This is a genomic window from Microcoleus sp. F10-B2 (assembly GCF_036704965.1).
Classification (GTDB): domain Bacteria; phylum Cyanobacteriota; class Cyanobacteriia; order Cyanobacteriales; family Microcoleaceae; genus Microcoleus.
On the sequence record NZ_JAUBTB010000055.1, the window covers coordinates 1 to 18,037 of the forward strand.

Sequence of the window (18,037 nt, forward strand, 5' to 3'; positions counted from 1 at the left end):
CGCCCGTCCAGAAAGCACGGGCGGGACGCCCAAACCACAAATATTTGTAAATTATTTAATTCGCGATCCTAGGGTAATAAGTAATATTTATTTAAATACAGCAGATTCCACCTTTATGAAGGACACCCGCCTATCGATCTATCCCGCCGTAGGGACAGGGCACGGCGCCGTGTCCCTACTTCATAAACCTGGAATACGCTGTATCATCGCTTTGACGATCGTCTATTACTTCTAATAAAGAGTTTTTATCTAAATCTGTTACAATAGTTGCCAAATTTCCTTGTCCCTTTCTTCTGCTAAATTCATCAAGGCTTAAGCGTTTAGGCATTCCCCAGTCTTTTTTACAGTCCTGGACGCACAGACTCTACTTGTAGGGCAATGCACACCGCACCTAGCACTACAGATAGTGTAAAAAATGATTCCTTGCGTCAGCCCTAAATAATTAGTTATACCAATTAAATTGGTATAATGATTAATAATTACTCCTCATAATCAATCAAAACTTGCACCCAGTTTGGCGGGCGCGGAATGGGATTTCCCAAACGATCTAACAGCAACAAAGCTACTAAATGCACTACAAATAAATAGACAATATTGTTAACCAAAATCATCCCGGCGGCGATCGCCCCAATAGTGTTCAAACTCGGCACACTCAGCCAACCCAGCTTCACAAACACCCATTCCACGATCTCTGTTACCTGGGCGGTTACGTAAACCCACAGATCTTGACCCACCAAAGCTGATAGCAGCCAAAACTTAAAAAAGAAGCCAAGAGTGCCAATTAGCGCGCCCAAGCTAACAGAAACAGACCAACTCGCTTTGCGCCGCCAAAGTCCTCCCAGCAAAACTCCCATAATTCCAAAAGGAATTACATATAAAATGCTGCGCGTCGGGCCCATAAGTACCGACAGCAGCAAACCCGAAACTAAAGCTGCCATCCAAGAAGCGCGGTTCCCCCAGCGCAGGTAAACCAGGGCGATGGGTATCGGGAAAAAAACCCGCAGCAAAGGTCCCAGCGGAAAGTAATAATTTACCAGCCAAATCAAGCTAGCGGTACTTGCCAAAAATGCCGTTTCTACGAGCCTCAAAGGCGCTTCCCCAGAGGCGCTGGTTCCCCGATCGGGATTTGGGCGATCGCCAGCCATTGCTGAAATATCAGCGGTTTGCTGCTCGTTATTTGTACTGGGTGAACTGCCCGAATTAGATGCAGCATCTGCTGACAAAAAATCACTCATCCGATTTTAGATTTTAGATTTTAGATTTTAGATTTTACCGAACTTGCGAGCTATACGGCTGATTCCCGATTTTCCCATTTTCCGATTTGAGATTTGAGATTTGACATTTTACGGGACTTGCGCCCGATACGCCTGATTCCCCGTTTCACAGTTTCGATGCCTCGCTGCCAAATTTAATCTTGCTCGCAGAAACCGGGTTTGGGAACGAACGCAAGTCTTATTTTAGATGGATTTTCTCAGCAAAAATTTTCAGCAGCATTATTTTTCGATTTTGACTTCCTGGATTACCAAAACCGAACAAGATGCGTGGTGAACGACATAATTGCTGACGCTGCCGAGGAAAGCTTCTGTGAACCCCGTGCGGCCGCGCCTCCCCAACACTATTAAATCTGCGCCCCAATTTTCGGCGGATTCACAGATACAATGCCCAGGATCGCCGTCCGTTTTGCAGTCAAATTCCACTTGCAATCCTTTGTTTGCTGCGGCGTCGCAGTAATTTTTCAGCAAACCCGAACCGTGTTTTACCTCCCTTTCCAGCCGCAAACGTTGAGCTTGATAAGCTTGATCCATTAACTCGACATTCATGCCCAAATCTACCGGAATTGGCACTGCCGTCTCCCCCATGGTGCTGACAGTAACGCAGTTAAATAGCATCACTTCGGCGCGATCGTTCACAGCTAATTCTAAAGCTTGAACGAAGACGCGGTGGCCCAGTTCAGAATCATCTAAGGCGACGAAAATTTTCTTAAAACTCACAGCTTTACCTCCTGCGGGAAATCATTAATATAGCAATCCTAAATCATTTGCATAATTATTGTATGGGCAATCCCACGCCCGGTTGCCCGATAGATAGGGGGTAGGCACTCTTAGCGCTACCCCTACAAATTTATCTGAATCATTTAGGATTGCTCTATCAGTTAGTTAACAGAGAGTGCTTTTGAATCTAATTCAACTTAGCAATCTCTGATACTTCTAGACTAACAGACGTTCCAAGGCGTGCAAGTCGGGAATGCACAAAACGTCACGTTCGCGCTGAATAGTTCCTTTTTTTTCCAGCTTGCTCAGCACTCGCGTTACTGTTTCGCGAGCCAGCCCGCTGAGGCTGCTCAATTCTCTGTGTGGCAGGTTGGGAATTTCTGTACCTCCTGTGGACATGATTTTCCCTTGCCCTTCTGCCAAAAATAATAGAATATCTGCTACTCGCGAGGTACTGTCCGACTCTCGCAAACGCAGGCGGCGGTTGACTTGCCGCAGGCGGCGCGCCATCAGTTGAGCTAGGCGAATGCCTGCGAGGGGCTCGGTATGAATGAGCTGCACAAAATCCTGAGATGGCATATTGCCGATCAGTGTCGGGGCTAGGGTGATCACATCTGTCGATCGCGGTGCTTCTTCGATCGCGGCCATTTCCCCGAACAGTTCTCCTTTCCCTAAAATATTCAGTGTTACTTCTTTTCCGTCTAGGTTGTAGGTGCGAATTTTCACCCAACCATCCAATATAAAATACACTGATGTTCCCCAGTCATTTTCGAGTAAAATCACTTGATTTGACGGATGACTGCGGGTAACGATGTGGACAGTTGCTCTCTCGATTACAGGATCGGGTAAGCCTGCAAAAAAAGGAGTAGACACTATCAATTGATTTATATTGGAATTCGGATCTCGGGTGTTAAAGCGGTCTTCCATGAGGCCATCATTTTAATTTATGCGCTTGATCGGCGCTGGGCAGTTAGAAATAGCTTGCAGCCGAGTCATTCGATTTGAGATTCAAGATTTGAGAAGCAACTATCTAAAATCGGCAATTTTACCTCTAAAGTTTTGCGGTCAAATGCCAAATATGGGAATTAATAGCCTCAAGCTCTGATTGCGAGCTAGAAACTAAAGAATATACCATAATTTTTTAGATACATACCACGGAGCAAATTTTATTAACAAAATTTTAGCAATGTGGCAAACTACTGAGCCGATCGAATTACCTTTGAAAGCACTTCGCGAAGACAAGCTTAACACTGCTGAGAGATTTGTTGTCACTCGGCCCAGCAGTCGATCGGCAAAATCCACCAGCACCAGCCCGCAAGCAAGACAGCGGCCCAATCCGACTGCAACTGCCTGAAATCTGTCAAATGTCAGCACGATCGGCAAAATTGACAGCTATTGCGAGCCTAAAGTCGGGCGCCCTTAGCGAGCGAAACTGACGCAGTTCCCAGCAAACTTTTCTGCTGCCCCGAGATTATTGTACCATTAATATCTAGCCGTGAATACCGATAAAACGCTATTATAAAAGGTTACTCAAACCGACTGTACGGGGACAATCCCGAATCTCGGCATCCCAAATCGCAAATTGTTTGATGTTTATTCCAAGTCGGTGAAAGATGAAGAGAGAGTGGCGCGCCGCCACGCTAGCCAATCTCGGGGTGACGGTGTGCGGCCGGTCGTTAGAGCGGGTTAATGCCAAAGTTCGTGCGATCGCACCTATCGCGAGCAGGAATCGACATCCGACCCAGGAAACAGGCAAGCAGACGCAGAATTAGATAGCACTTGCAGTTGATAGAAGCGGGCATTTGGTGCGAAAGTACCGGCTAACCTATCATAGGCAATAGAAGTGATCCGAAGACAAAAGGTTAATTAACAGTTGTCAGAAAATATTAGTGAATTATTGACAGACTCCCATTCAGATGATTCTATCTATTGGCATCGCTGCCGCCTGACTTCAGTCTTTTTTCGGTAAAGTTTCTCCCAAGCCGCATTCCCAGAGGTTCCGCCCTTGAATTCTCAGAAGTACAAAATTCAAGCACTGATTGCTGAGATTGACGAGGTACTCAGCAAGCCCGCACCCCGCTTGCCTTGGACGGGTTCGATCGATAGTGTCCACCAGCGCCAACTTTTAGAGCGAGTTCGCGCTTATCTGGTTTCCTCAGACTCAAAGCTAGCGGGCGCCAAGGGGCCCGCCCGCCCAAATGTCCGCCCAGAACCAGTTCCAGTACCCAAAGTGCCTCTGCCCCCCCCTCGCCCCTCAGCAGCAGAGCAAATCATGCTTGCCGTAACCGGAGAAATCAGCCACCTGCGTTCAAGCCTGACGGGGCCGCTGCAAGAAGACATAGAAGCTCTGCGCCAAGAGCAGCAAGCTCTAATTCAAGAAATCAAACAGCTAGAAGCAAAACGGCAGCAGCAACAATCCCTGGCTCAGCAACAAGCAAACCAACAGCAAATCATTTCTGAATTCTTGCAGGTACTTACTGCCCGCTTGGAAGAAACCTTGACTAGCGATTTCTCGCAAATTCTAAGTTCCCTAGAAAATCAGTTACTGCAAAGCAGCGCAGTACCTTACTCTTTGGGCAGCGCACAATTAGAAGCATCGGCTCTTGACGTAACACTTAACCCACAAACCTCAGAAGAACAACCGCTGCTGACGCCGGCGAGGAGGTTCGAGCAAATGCAACTGTTGCAATCTCGTGCTGACAGTCTGCTGATGAGTCTAGATTCTAGGATGGCTGTTGTGTTCGAGGCTTTGCAAGCAAATCTGCAAAGCTATCAAGCTTCCTTGAGACAAGAACTCGACAATATGTACGGTTTGAGCCAGCAGAGCGAGGCGAGGTTCGCGGCTTTCGTCAACCACTTGGCCGGACAGTTGGGGCGAGAAGCGTCTTCCTACGTACAGCAGCCGATCGATTTAGCAAATCTCGAAACCGCCATCCCAACCGCAGCGGATCGCTCTGATGCCGCTCCAGCCCTCTCAAATACTGCGATCGACCAGCCAGCCCCCGAGACTCAGACTGGAGACTCGGTGCAGTCCAATCGCACCGGCGAATTCGGAGAACAAGACATATTTCCCTACGCCGGTACAGAAATTTCTCCGCAATTTCGACAGTTGAGGCGCGATCGCGACCGCATTCAAACCCCAATTTTGCTCCCCGAGTTGGACAATAATTTGTCCGGTTATGCACCCGAAAAATCTCGATCAACAACTCCTTTTGCCGGCGATGAATCGGAAAATAGGTTAGCAGAAATAGACGAAGAGGTTGAGGATTTGTATGCAAGTTTGTTCGCGGGAGAAGCAGTCGCCGAAGTAGAATTAGAACTCGAAACTTTACTACCCCAAAATACAGAATTTGAAACCGCAAGTGAGGCTGTACAATATCAAGCGGCGTCGGATAAAGAAACTGCCGACGCCCTAAATATGACCGAAGATTTGTTTGTAAATCTGCTGGATGAAGGCGAATCGCTGGAAGATATTTTAGTAAATCCAGATTCAGACTTCGTAAGAGGTAATTCTGTAGAATCTCTAACTTTAGATAGTGCCGATTTATTTGAACCGCAAGCGCCATCAGTACCTCAAGTTTCACAACCGCCAGCCTCAACCGCCTCGCTGCAACTTGACGCCGACGATCGAGAAAATCTAGAAACGGCTCAAAACCGAGGCGACCAGTTCGACGCTGCGATGCCTGAACCGCCACCTTTGCCGTTGAGAACGCCTGCTGCAATTAGCCCGAACCGCCCCAGTGCCGCGCCCGGTTTGTCGAGTGCCGGTGAGGTTCAAAAAGGCGAGTCCGGCACTTCGTCGCAGCCGCTAGATGAGGGCTACATCCAAGCTTCGGCGGACGAAGATTTGCTGCCGGTCGAGGCATTAGAAGATGACCTCGATCGAGCTTTAAATTTGGACAACAATACTCTGCAACAGTTGGAGAGAGACCTCTACAATCTGGAGGGATTGGGAAATACTAGCTTCGGGCGATCGAATTTCTCCGCCGCTAACAGCTTGGATTTATCGGCGAGTTCCCCCGAGGAGGGCGGTGCAAAAAATCCCTTTGCCGAGGTCGCAGAGGAAGAACTCGGCACGCTGGAGGATTTGTTCTCCGATGTGTTGGAACTCTCATCTGAGGATGAATCCTTTGTTTTGGAAAACGAACTCGAGGATGATTTGTTGGCGGAGGAAGACGAATCGAATTTGACGCTAGACGAGATTTTGGCTAGTTTGACCGAGACCGATCGACCTTTGACTGATTCTCCCCCTCCAGAAACTGCCGAAACTAACGAACTGCGATCGAGTCCTCCAGAAAGTAAAAAAAAAAACCTAATTTCGACCGAGAGTAAAGCAGGAGTTGTTGAGGGGAAAACCGATTTTCGCGAGTTGGCCGGGACACAGCAGCAAGACTCGGCTGGGCATTCTGCAGCAGGTGCGATCGCCCCATCCCGAGAACGCCGGAATTCTAGCTGGTATTTGGGCATTGATTTCGCCTCCAGCGGGCTGTCTGCGGCTTTGGTCGATCGCGAAGAAGGGCAGTTGTACCCGATTTACTGGGAAGCAACGCAGGCTGAGGGTTCCGAGAAAGGCCCCAGCTTTCGGATTCCCTCGGCTGCGGTGCTTGCGGAAACAGCCTCAGGGAACCCAGGGTCAGAGGTGACAGTCAAGTCGGTGGGATTCTCACCCCTGGCTTTGCCTGCGGGAGAATTTTTACTGCAAAATTTAAAATTGCCTTTAAAGGTGGGCATTCCTTATCAGCGGGAAGCTGCTGGAATGTACGAACCCGTGTTGCAGTGGTCGCCCTTGCAGGCGGTTTCGATCGCCTTGCCGCTGCAAGGTGTGCGGGCGCTGCTGGCTACTTTGAATCCGAGGAAGCAGGGGCAAAAATTTGGCGGATCGGGGGAAGTTTTGGATTCTGCACCGAGGACGAATTTTGCAGGATTGCCAGTTTCTAATTTAATCTGTAGGGCTTCGGGACTGACGCCAGAAACTCTCGATGCGGCGCTTTTAGACTTGCGGGGTGTAATTTTGGGGACTCCGGCCGGTTGGTCGGATGCTTATCGGTTTAATCTGCGGGAGGCTGTTTTGGGCGCGTCTCTGGTGGCTTCGGCTTCGCAAATTTTTGTGGTGGAAGATGCGATCGCCACTTTGCTTGCTGCTGTAACTCCTGTGACAAATGGTATGGAAGTCGAGTCGTCAGCCGACGATTCTGCTAAGGAGGGTGAAGAAGCTGCACCGCTGAGTGTGAATGCTTCGTCTTTTAGCGGGGGAACTTTGATTTTGAATGCGGGGGCGGCGACGGTGGAATTAGCTTTAGTTGAGTTGCCGTCCAATCTTCAAGATTTAACTCGTGCTGATTTTACTTGCCACAGTTTTGCTTTTGCTGGCGATGCTTTCGATCAGGATATTATCTGTCAGTTGTTGGCTAAAAATGAAACTTGGGGAATGTCGATCGATTTGCCGCGTCCGGGGCATCCAGATTTGCCGAACCGCTATCAATTGCAGCAGCGGTTGCAAGGTTCTGCTTTTGGCCTGCAATTGTTAGAGGCGGCAAGGCAAATAAAAGTTATTTTGCAACATCAAAAAAGTTTTGCTTTGGATATTGGCCAGCAGCATTGGGATGTGAAGCGCAAAGATTTGGAAAGTCGGGTTTTAGTGCCTTTTGTGCAGCAGTTGAACCGCGAATTGAATGCTTTGCTCAGCCGCGCCGGAATGTCGCCGGCGGGGATTAATCAGGCGATTTGTGCAGGGGGTATGGGTGCTTGGCCTGCGATCGCCCGCTGGTTGCGGCAGAAGTTGCCGAATGCGATCGTGGTTCAAGACCAGGAATTGGAGGTCGATCGAGATATTTTGGAAACTGACAATTCTGTATTAAATTCTGTATCTCAAAGTACAAATTTTTCAGAAAAAATTGGTCGAGTTGCCTGCGGGCTGGCTAGTTTGGCTCTTTATCCTCAAATTTTGGATGTGTCGCAGCAGCAGCAGTACAGCGACTTTTTTCTGCTGTGGGAATTAATGCAGGTTTTGGGTGAGGAAACTCTGAGCTTTCAGGAAATTTTGCAGTTGTTGGAACGCCTTGGCGTGAATACCCGCACGTGCGAGTCCCGGATTCTGCGGATTTTGGAAGGAAATTTGCCGGCGGGACTTGTGCCTGCTGAGGAAGATTTCATGCTGCTGGCCGAGGAGTCGAGACAAAATCCCGATTGGGAAGCAATTTTGGCTGAGCCGCTTTTCTTTGAAGATGTCTCGCGGGGTTATCGGTTGAATATCGAGCACGCCTCTGTTGTTCGCGAATATTTAGGCAAACTCGCTTCTAGCAGCCAGCAAAAATTGTTAGAACCGCTAACAATTGCTTGGGATGTTCGCACGGATACTTATCGCTAAACGGCAAAAAACCCGGTTTCTCAGTGGAATCCTCCCTGTCTTCCCCGAACATTCCTAGTAGAAACTGGGTTTTTTGCGGCCAGGACTAACTTTTTTATGTAAATGTACTTAAGTTTACATAAATTTCATAGGTTCTTACATAAAATATACAGAAACTTTATAAAAGTGTTGTTGCTTTTTAAAGATTGTGCAAAGCTGAGTATTTCACGTTCAGCAGATTTGGGGTGGCTAATAAGATGGACGTGAGATCTCCTGAAAGTTGAAGCAAATCAAATGAAATTTCGGATGGGTGCCTCTAAATTATCAGTATTATCAGAAATCCTGTCCCTATTTGTGCAAAAATCTACTTACAAAGTTTGTGTATCCAAACCGCAGGTTCACCGATCGGTAACAAGCAAGGTAAAGCGGTCGATCGATATTTTGGGTGCGCTGCTGGGACTGGCAATTGCTGCTGCGGTGGCGGTGCCGCTGGCAGTGGCGATGCTGTTGGACAATCCGGGCCCGCTGCTGTACAGTCAAGTCCGCTGCGGCTTCAAAGGGCGACATTTCAGAATGTGGAAATTTCGATCGATGGTTGTCGGTGCAGAAAAGCTCAAACATTTAGTTCCCAACCAAGCCAAGGGTCACATTTTTAAGAATGAAAATGACCCGCGAATTACCCGCGTCGGTCGCTTTTTGCGGAGCACGAGTTTGGATGAGTTGCCTCAATTCTGGAACGTGTTAGTCGGCGAAATGAGTTTGGTGGGAACTCGGCCGCCCACTCCAGATGAAGTTGCTGCCTATAACAATTTTCACTGGCAGCGTTTGAATGTCAAGCCCGGTATGACTGGGGAGTGGCAAGCCAACGGGCGTTCGGGAGTTAAAGATTTTGACGATATTGTGCGGATGGATCTCGACTATCAGCGCAAGTGGTCTGTTTTCTACGACATCAGTCTGATTTGCAAAACAATTTGGGTGGTGTTGACTAAAGACGGTGCTTGTTAAATAGGTAAGTTGTTTTGGGTTGTTTTATTTATTATTTTAGGAAAAAACAGGGAATGAAATATTTGGAAACCCGATTAAATATATGTTAATAGAATTAGCGATTGGTGACGCTTACGGTGCCGGTTTTGAATTTGTTGACCTGCAGACGATCGAGTTGTACAACAATCTCAACGGCTACATCAAGCATCCCCGTCACGACATCGGGCCTGGATGTTACACCGACGATACGCAGATGAGTTTAGCCGTCGCAGAAGCGATCGTCAGCCGAGAACCTTGGACGCCGGAACTTTTAGCCAGCAAATTTGTTGCAGCTTTTCACCGCGATCGGCGATTTGGTTATGCTGGCAAATTTTACAATTTTTTACTACAAGTTCAAGACGGCAAAGAATTCTTAGAAAAAATACGATCCGCTAGCGATAAAAGCGGATCGGCGATGCGATCAGGCCCTATTGGCGTTTTTCCTACTGTTGAAAAAGTCATCGAAAATGCTACCGTTCAAGCTGCCATTACTCACAACACTCCTGATGGTATTAAAGCAGCTATAGCGGCCGCTTTGATGTCCCATTACTTTATTTATCAGTTAGGTTTAAAGAATAATTTGGGAAATTTTCTAGAAAGGCACGTCGCTGGTGAGTGGTCGATACCTTGGCAAGGAGAAGTCAGCACTAAAGGTTTGGTCTGTGTTAGAGCCGCTATTACTGCTGTCATGCGAAATGATAGTATGAGCAAACTGCTCCAAGATTGCATTGCCTTTTCGGGAGATGTCGATACAGTAGCAACTATTGCTTTAGCTGCCGGTTCCTGTAGCAGTGAAATTGCCCAAGACCTGCCAGAAAATCTGGTACAAGGATTAGAAAATCAATCTTACGGTCGAGATTATATCATAGAACTGGATAAAAAGTTGATGAACAGCATTGTTTAGTAAAGTGACTGCAAAAAATGTTAAATTAAGGGCAATCTTCGCAGAGTTGCCCTTAATTTTTGATTCACAGCAACCGCGCCCGACAGTCAGGACGTTCTTAATCACTGAAACGATTGTCCCCAAGTCCATTTTTACAGCGATCTTCTTCCTTCTTCTATATGAATTTGCCTAATTGGATTACTTTTTCTCGCTTGCTGGGAGTGCCTTTTCTGCTCTACGGTTTGTACGACCCAAGCGCTCAAAGCCGCTGGATTTGCACCGCGATTTTTGTGGTAGCTGCGGCTACTGATTGGCTGGACGGCTATTTGGCTAGGAAGCTGAATCAAATTACCGATTTGGGTAAGTTTCTCGATCCTTTGGTGGATAAATTGTTGGTTCTCGCGCCGCTTTTAGTGTTGATTGAGTTGGGTAGAGTCCCGGCTTGGGGGGTGTTTTTGATTTTGGGCAGGGAGTTGACAATTGCGGGGTGGCGTGTTAATAAAACTAAGATTTCTGGAGCTAATATTTGGGGCAAATTGAAGACGGTGAGTCAGATTGTGGCGATCGCACTTTTAATTGCTCCTCTGTCTGAAGCGTGGAATTTTCCCGCATTAATTGCTTTTTGGATTTCTGTGACTTTAACTTTGATTTCTGGCGCTATTTATCTGTGGCCGGAAAAGACTGCTGAGGACAAGTAAATCGGTTTTATTTAAACCGCAGATGAACGCGGATTAACGCAGATAAAAACTTCGATATATTTGTAAGGACACGGCATTGCCGTGTCCTAGCAGTAGCTTAATAATGAGTCCCTGATTTCCGGTAGTGCACCGCTGTCACGCCGTCATTTTTGAGCAAATGACCGTTGTCAATCGCCGCATAAACTACCCAGTGATCGCCGCATTCCATCCGACTTATCACTTTGCATTCTAGATAAGCTAGAGCATCAGTCAAAACGAGACAGCCGTTGCTAGCTTCCATTGTTTCGACTCCGGCAAATCTGTCTTCTCCCGGAGCAAAGTTTTTCATGAAATACTTGCGCAACTGTCGCCCTTCTGCTAAAATATTCAGCACAAATTTATCTCCGGCGTACATCAAAGATTCGATCGATCGATCTTTCGCCACCGCAATCGTCACGCCGGGCGGATTAAAAGTTGCTTGCGACACCCAGGAAGCCAGCATCGCACTGGTGACATCCTCCCGCTTCGCCGAGACTACGCACAGCGAACCAACGAGTCTCCCTACTGCTTGTTCAGTGCGATCGCTCCCTGCTGCTAACTGCGGTTTCGGTGCCCGCAATCTTTGCGCTTTAATCAAAGCTTGAGCAAAATCCGTTCCCGTTTCCGTACACTCGTGAATCGTCGCAGCAGTCGGCTTAAATTTAGCTCGAATCGGTTCAAATCCGATGCGATAGCCGGCATCTTTCAGCTTGTTTTCCACTAAGTCGATCGCCTCTCCGCTCCAGCCAAAAGAACCGAAAACCCCCGCTAGTTTGCTCTTGGTTGCAGTAGATAAAACAATTCCCAAAGCAGTTTGAATTTGGGTGGGTGCGTGTCCTGCTAGCGTGGGAGTTCCGATGATAAATCCCGCGCATTTTTCGATCGCCTCTTGAATTTCTCCCGGTTCGGCAAATTCGCAGTTGATACTTTCCACCGCAACCCCCGCCCTCGTAATTCCTTTGGCGATCGCCTGCGCTAAAGTAGCCGTATTTCCGTAAGCCGAAGCATAAATCAAAGCAACTGTCAAGTCTTTGGAATTTTGTTGCTCGCTCCATTCCCGATACAAATTGCTCAGTTCGTGTAGGCCGTAACGGACGATCGGGCCGTGACCGGGAGCATAAAATGCTGCGGGTAAATCCGCTAATTTATCCATTGCTGTCAGCACTTGTTTCGCCTGCGATGCGTGCAGGGAATCGTAATAATAGCGCCTGTCTTCGCTGTAAACGCTCCACCCTTCATCAAATACTTGGTCGCCGCAAACGTGGGATCCAAATAGTTTGTCTGTGAACACGATTCGAGTTTGCGGATCGTAGGTGCAAAGTTGATCTGGCCAGCGAGGAGTCGGAGTCGCAATGAATTTTAAGGCGTGACCTTTTCCTAAATTGAGAGTTTCTTCTCCCCGAACGATCGTAATGTTTAACTCTTGTTCTGGAAAAGCGGCTCGCAAACCAATTGCGGCGGGATTTGTACAAACAAAAGCTACTTCCGGAGCTAATTCTAACAGAGCTTTAATTGTGACTGACCTGTTAGTATTGAAATGCCCCAAAATCACGTAATCCAGCTTTGTCAAGTCCACCCGTTCCTGCAAAGATTCGAGATAATTTTGAGTAAAAGATTCCCCCGGCGGATCGAACAAAGCAGTTTGGTCAGCTTGAATAATATAGCTATTTGCTGTCGTACCCCTTTGCAGGGAATATTCTACTTCAAATTTGAGTCGGTCCCAAGTGCGCGATCTAACAATAAAAGTATCTGCGGCAATTTGGATAAACTGCACGTCGCGGGGTTTGGCATCAGATGCGAGTTGAGGAGTCAAAGTGTTAGTCATTAATTGCACCTATGAGAAACTGAACTACAGAACTTCTTTTGATTTCGTGCCAAAATTTAGTATCTACAATGTCAAACCTTGCACCTCTACCCTGTAAATTCGTATCCAAGTCACTCAGAAATTCCCGGGTTTTCAAATCGTCCCCAATTTGGATAAAGCTGACTCCAATTTCTTCATCTTTATCTATTTTATTTGCCGCAGTTACAAGAATTTCGGCGATCCCAGCGGTATTCTCTGGTTTTTGATCTAGGACTGCAACAATTATTGCTCCGTTCTTCCCTGCGGCATTTGTCTTGCTGGCAAAATAATCGCTAAAAGTTTCTTTCAGAGCTTCTTCCAAATGAATTGTAGTCGGAATTTCTGAATCCGGTTCCGTATTTTGTCGCTGCAAAATTTCTGCTAACCGAGCAACATTTGAATTTTTATACTTCCACATAGGAGTAGAAGCTTCGTAAACGGTGATGCCGTCGCTGTCAAATTGCTGACATTTTTTTGCTAAGTCGATCAGAGATGCCTGTGCTTCTACCCAATCCTCGTACCAAGGATGTTGGGGGTCTCTGCTGGCATCGCTTCTGGCAATAATAATTGTGTAATCTCGGTCTTCTAAAAGATTGGCAGGCATTGGCAATTCCCCTAGTTAAAATGGAGTCAAAATGACAACGGTTTGCCCGGTAAGTTGGGCAGCGCGCACCCTACGTTTAGAACCTGGTAAGGTGCGCAGTGCGCACCATAATTTGAGAGTTGTTGCGTCGTAGCCGAACTTCTTTCCTAATAGTGATTTCCGACTTTGCGGTGGTGAACGGCCGGCAGTGCATCGGGATTGGATACGCGGCCGCTATCGACGATCGCATATACGATATGATGGTCCGAAAGTTCCATCCGGCTGACTACTTCGCACTCCATGTAAGCCAAAGCATCTGTCAAAATCGGAGAACCGTTGGTAGCAGGTTGAGTTTTAACTCCGGCAAATCGATCGGCACCTGGAGGAAAACGCTTTAAAAAGTGCCTCATCAAGGTTTGATAATTGCCTTCTTCGAGCACGTTGAGAACAAATTTATCTCCCGCGTGCATCATCGATTCAATCGCCCGATCCTTCGCAACTGCTATTGTTAAACCCAGCGGTTTAAAGCTAGCTTGAGTTACCCAAGAAGCTAGCATCGCACCGCTAACATCACCTTTTTGAGCGGTGATGATGTACAGTCCGCCGCTGATTCGTCCCAAAGCTTTATCGAGGTCGCTGTCGAGGGATTTCATCTGTTTGACAGCCTTGTCCCGCGTCAGCCACTGTCCCAAGTCGGTGCCGGCTTCGTCGCAAAGTTGATAACTCGCTTCTGTCGGTGATTCTTTAATTAAAATGTTGGGAAATGCTTCTTTTAAACCCAACTCTTTGAACTTGTTTCGCAGCGGGTAAATAGATACGTCATCGCCGCCGCCAGATTCGCATAAACCGAAAGATTGTTTGTTGTTAGCTGCAACTAAAATTGTGTTGATTGCGGCTTCGGCATTCACCGCAGCAGTACCGCCACTCGGTGGCGAACAAATTACGATACCGGCAGCATTACCGACAAGTTCCGCAACTTCTTGTAAGTCGGCGATTCTCAAATCCATCATTTCCACAGCGACACCGGTTTTGGTGATACCGTGGGCGATCGCTTGGCTGAGTCGATCGCTAAATCCGTAGTCGGAGGTGTAAAATACCGCTACAGTGGTTTCTGCCTTAGCTTGCGCTTGACTCCACTTTTTGTAGCGTCCGGTAAGTTCAACTACGTTGTGACGCAGCAATGGGCCGTGACCGGTCGCAACTGTGCCGATTTCTCCCAATTCTGCCATCCGCTTCATCGCAGCGAGTACCGATCGAGCATTGGGAGCCATCAAACACTCATAATAAAAGTGGTAATCTTCCTCAACTGCTGCTAAATCGTCATCGAAGGTGCTGTCGGAACAGTAGTGCATCCCGAAAGCATCGCAGGTAAACAGCACTTGAGTTTTGCTGTCGTAGCTGAAAATAGTATCCGGCCAGTGCAAGTTCGGGGCCGATACAAATTCGATAATGTGGCCGTTTCCTAAATCTAGTTTGTCCCCATTTTTGACTATCAATCGTTCAAATGGTTGGTGTACAAGATTTTCTAAAAATTGAATTGCTACTTTCGCCCCCACGACAATCGCTTGGGGTGCCAGCGCCAACACATCTTTGACTAAACCGCTGTGGTCTGGTTCGGTGTGGCTGATAATTAGATAGTCAATCTCTTTGGGGTCAATTTCGCCCGTCAGAGTTTCCATGTACTGCTGGCGAAACTTCTCGTGCGAGGTATCGACGAGGGCTGTTTTTTCACCGCGAATGATGAATGAGTTGTAAGTTGTACCGTTTTTGAGTCCGAATTCGATGTCAAAGCGGTCTCTATCCCAGTCCAGGCATCGAATTGCCGTTGTGTCAGGGGCAATTTCGACTTTTTCCACCGTCAATCTGCGTTGGACTCGTTCAGTCAGCGCTACCATCAGTGCCTCCTTGTCTTTTACCCATTACCTTATTGTCTTCATTCTGACACGTTTCTTTTGTAAATCTTTATAAAATTTCTTATGAGGCTGTTAAGTATCCCAAAAGTTATGGCATCAGGCAGTTCGGCAACGCGCACTGAATCGGGATATAACGGATTTGAGGAAGAAGGAAAATTCAATAAAATCAATTTTGGGTCTATAAATAGTTGACAAAAAACAGAGTTCTGTGGTAATAAAACAGAGTTCGATCGGTTGGACGATCGCCCCTTTAGAAGACTATCAGTCAAATGCGATGCTCGATCGCGCGGCGATTTGGATTAGGGACAATAACTCGGCATTTAAGTCAACCGAATCAAACGTAAAACGCGATCGCGCTCTCTAATCCCCGATTTCTTTAATCAGTCGGGGAGCTGGGGATAATAATAGAATAATAGAATAAAAAAATTCTCAATCCACAACCAACAATCGACTCATTGATGTAAAGCTATGTCTGAAAGTTCCTTTGAGAAAACTGATTTGGGGTGGCAATTAGGCCAGTCGCAACAGCGGTTGCAGGAGTGGTGGGAACTAAAAACTGCCCAAAATATACCGAATGTGAAATTGCCATCTTGGTTTGATTCCCCCATCTTGTGGGCGATCGCTAAAGCAGCCTTTTGGTTAATCTTAGCATTGCTCGCAGTCTGGGCGAGTTGGCAGATTTGGCAACTGTCGCGTTTTTATATTCATAATTTTAAAAAGAGGAATCAAACAACTGATGGCAGTGCGAAACAAACAATTAAAGATTTGTCCGTAGCAGAGTGGTTGTTGCGATCGCAAAAGTTGCAGCAGCAAGGGAAATACCGCCAAGCTTGCCGCTGTCTTTACCTGGCGGCGTTGCAGCGGTTAAATGATGCAGGAACCGCGGTTCACCAACCCAGCCGCACTGATGGCGAATATTTGCAATTAATCGAGCAATTACCCCAGCCAGCGCCTTACGAAACTTTGATAAAAATACATCAGCAACTATATTTTGGGAATAGGGAAGCTTCCGCCTCAACCTTTGAAGAGTGTCAGCAAGCTTATCAACAAATTAAGGATTAAGGATCGCGAATTAAATAATTTACACTCTTGAAAGTGGGGAGTAGGGGTTGGGCTCTTATAGCCCGCCCTTTCTGGACGGGCGGGACGCCCATCCCACAAGAACCATCAAAAATGTAAGTTATTTAATTCTCATTCCTAAGTAGGTAAACGCAAAAAAACAATAATATCCAATCGATAATTCTAGGGGCAGGTTTTACCAACAATAATTGCCAAAAACCGACAACCTCAAAAACCCCCACCCAATGGCAAATCGCAATCTAATTATTTCCATATACAAGGGTTAAAGGTCGTACTCGAATAACGCGCGCAGCATCTAAGAGTACGACCTTGAAATGGTTCTATCAGACCGAAGTAGCAAATGGGTTGAAAGCCACGAAACTAGCACCAGCAATGGGATTCTGGTCGAGACCGCCCACAATCCGCCCTGTGGGTGAATCCCATTAGTTGTCGGTGCCAGCGACTGTCACACAGCGAAGATTTTACCCGCGTACCTCGCTTTCTTGAAAAAAGCTGTAGTGAGGAATCAGACTGATAAAAAGCATTTAACTACTTGCGGGACATATTAGTAGAGCAAGGATTCCTCGCCCTACTAACAGCCTTAGATGAGAGTGATACTTGTTGCCGCTGTACTGCCGAAACTGTAGCCCGCAGTGGGGTTAGCAAGACCTAAGCGCACAGTCCCATTATTTGTAGTAAATGGGTTGTCTTGAATAGTAAAGGTTTGGCTGAGTTGGCCGTTGGCGAAGGACAACGTGCCGCCAGTGGGGCCGCCCGGGTTAAGCAGGTAGTCGGTACCATATACAGGTGCAGGGCCGGCGCCTGGAGTACCCGCCAGAAGAATATAATCAATCGATGCTGCACCTAAGCTGCTTGAGCGGGTAACTGTAACCGTTGTGCCGCCCCCCTGACCGCCGATCGAGCCGTAATTAGACGCACTATACTGGAAGACATTGCCAGATGCACTGCTGCTACCGTCAATAATGTCTAGTCTTGCTGTTGACGGAGTGCCGACGGGGCCGTTATTGAGATATAGGTTAACACTCTCAGTCATTTCAGGCACAGTATCAGCATTGACAAAGATGTTGAACGTCGTGGAAGTTACCCCAGGGCCAAAGGTGAGTACACCAGCAGTAGACGCATAATCAGCCGCAGTTCCTCCAGTTGATAGGGCGCTGCCGTCAAGAGTACTGTAGCTAATGGTTCCGGCAGCCGTAGTGGGACCGATGCGATTGACTGTCACCGTAGCAAAGCCAGATGATTCCGGAGTGGTGAAAGTAGCCGCACTAAAAACAAACTGGGTTGCTGTTGATGTTGCTGGAGTTGGAGCCGGCGTCGGAGTTGTCCCCGGAGTTGTCGCCACATCATTAATCGTCAAAATTGACGGACTACTGACATTGCCACCGAAGAGCACCAAATTCACCGTTTCCGCCGATTCCGAAATCGCATCAGTCAAAGTCGGCACGGTGAAACTAGCGGTAGTTTGCCCCGCAGCAAAATTCAACACCCCCGTCACCGGAGTGTAATCTGCAGCAGTGCCTGCTGAACTTGCCGAACCGTCAAGAGTCTGGTAGTTAATCGATGCAGCCGCCGTGCCACCGGTGCGAGTCACGTTAATCGTCGCCACGCCGCCTTCAGCCACCGTGTAATTTGGTTGGGCGAACTGGAAGATACTTGGAG

The 18,037-nt window shown here is 47.4% G+C and carries 15 protein-coding genes; 8 read left to right on the top strand and 7 right to left on the bottom strand.

Going from position 1 to position 18,037, the window contains the following annotated elements:
* Positions 1-235, top strand: a 235-nt coding sequence (locus QUA99_RS20770) for a hypothetical protein (protein WP_333460404.1), incomplete at its 5' end; no start/stop codon positions are given.
* Positions 236-479: 244 nt separating this feature from the next.
* Here the strand turns inward: QUA99_RS20770 and QUA99_RS20775 are convergent.
* The 3 genes from QUA99_RS20775 to QUA99_RS20785 all read right to left on the bottom strand — a co-directional run bounded on the left by QUA99_RS20775 (position 480) and on the right by QUA99_RS20785 (position 2,918).
* On the bottom strand, positions 480-1,235 hold the full coding sequence (locus QUA99_RS20775) for a DUF2232 domain-containing protein (RefSeq protein ID WP_333240349.1): 756 nt from the start codon (positions 1,233-1,235) through the stop codon (positions 480-482).
* Positions 1,236-1,493: 258 nt separating this feature from the next.
* The gene (locus QUA99_RS20780) at positions 1,494-1,991 is read right to left on the bottom strand and encodes a universal stress protein (RefSeq protein WP_333240347.1); all 498 of its coding nucleotides are present in this window, start codon (positions 1,989-1,991) and stop codon (positions 1,494-1,496) included.
* A 216-nt stretch (positions 1,992-2,207) separates the two neighbouring features.
* Complete coding sequence (locus QUA99_RS20785; RefSeq protein ID WP_006632342.1) at positions 2,208-2,918, bottom strand: Crp/Fnr family transcriptional regulator; 711 nt, start codon at positions 2,916-2,918, stop codon at positions 2,208-2,210.
* Between the two features lie 259 nt (positions 2,919-3,177).
* On the opposite strand from QUA99_RS20785, the gene QUA99_RS20790 reads away from it, so the two are divergent.
* The 5 genes from QUA99_RS20790 to pgsA all read left to right on the top strand — a co-directional run bounded on the left by QUA99_RS20790 (position 3,178) and on the right by pgsA (position 10,941).
* Complete coding sequence (locus QUA99_RS20790; protein ID WP_333240345.1) at positions 3,178-3,345, top strand: hypothetical protein; 168 nt, start codon at positions 3,178-3,180, stop codon at positions 3,343-3,345.
* Between the two features lie 651 nt (positions 3,346-3,996).
* Positions 3,997-8,358 carry a hypothetical protein gene (locus tag QUA99_RS20795; protein ID WP_333240343.1) on the top strand — a complete coding sequence of 1,454 codons (4,362 nt, stop codon included), beginning with the start codon at positions 3,997-3,999 and terminating at the stop codon, positions 8,356-8,358.
* A 285-nt stretch (positions 8,359-8,643) separates the two neighbouring features.
* Positions 8,644-9,342, top strand: a complete 699-nt coding sequence (locus tag QUA99_RS20800) for a sugar transferase (protein ID WP_333240341.1) — start codon at positions 8,644-8,646, stop codon at positions 9,340-9,342.
* Positions 9,343-9,424: 82 nt separating this feature from the next.
* Entirely contained in the window at positions 9,425-10,264 is an 840-nt protein-coding gene (locus tag QUA99_RS20805) for an ADP-ribosylglycohydrolase family protein (protein WP_333240339.1), read from the top strand.
* A 158-nt stretch (positions 10,265-10,422) separates the two neighbouring features.
* Positions 10,423-10,941: a CDP-diacylglycerol--glycerol-3-phosphate 3-phosphatidyltransferase gene (gene pgsA, locus QUA99_RS20810; protein WP_333240337.1), complete on the top strand. Its 519-nt coding sequence runs from the start codon at positions 10,423-10,425 to the stop codon at positions 10,939-10,941.
* A gap of 97 nt (positions 10,942-11,038) precedes the next feature.
* Here pgsA and QUA99_RS20815 read toward each other — a convergent pair whose 3' ends face one another.
* The 3 genes from QUA99_RS20815 to QUA99_RS20825 all read right to left on the bottom strand — a co-directional run bounded on the left by QUA99_RS20815 (position 11,039) and on the right by QUA99_RS20825 (position 15,280).
* A complete protein-coding gene (locus tag QUA99_RS20815) occupies positions 11,039-12,784 on the bottom strand; it encodes a diflavin flavoprotein (protein WP_333240335.1) in 1,746 nt (581 codons plus the stop codon).
* Complete coding sequence (locus QUA99_RS20820; protein ID WP_333240333.1) at positions 12,777-13,406, bottom strand: hypothetical protein; 630 nt, start codon at positions 13,404-13,406, stop codon at positions 12,777-12,779. Before QUA99_RS20820 ends, QUA99_RS20815 begins: the two co-directional genes overlap by 8 nt.
* A 146-nt stretch (positions 13,407-13,552) precedes the next feature.
* Positions 13,553-15,280: a diflavin flavoprotein gene (locus QUA99_RS20825; protein ID WP_333240332.1), complete on the bottom strand. Its 1,728-nt coding sequence runs from the start codon at positions 15,278-15,280 to the stop codon at positions 13,553-13,555.
* A gap of 226 nt (positions 15,281-15,506) precedes the next feature.
* On the opposite strand from QUA99_RS20825, the gene QUA99_RS20830 reads away from it, so the two are divergent.
* Complete coding sequence (locus tag QUA99_RS20830; RefSeq protein ID WP_333240330.1) at positions 15,507-15,662, top strand: hypothetical protein; 156 nt, start codon at positions 15,507-15,509, stop codon at positions 15,660-15,662.
* A 104-nt stretch (positions 15,663-15,766) separates the two neighbouring features.
* Positions 15,767-16,360 carry a DUF4129 domain-containing protein gene (locus tag QUA99_RS20835; RefSeq protein WP_333240328.1) on the top strand — a complete coding sequence of 198 codons (594 nt, stop codon included), beginning with the start codon at positions 15,767-15,769 and terminating at the stop codon, positions 16,358-16,360.
* A gap of 598 nt (positions 16,361-16,958) precedes the next feature.
* On the opposite strand, the gene QUA99_RS20840 is transcribed toward QUA99_RS20835, so the two are convergent.
* The coding region (locus tag QUA99_RS20840) for a Calx-beta domain-containing protein (protein ID WP_333460406.1) at positions 16,959-18,037 on the bottom strand (1,079 nt) is incomplete at its 5' end.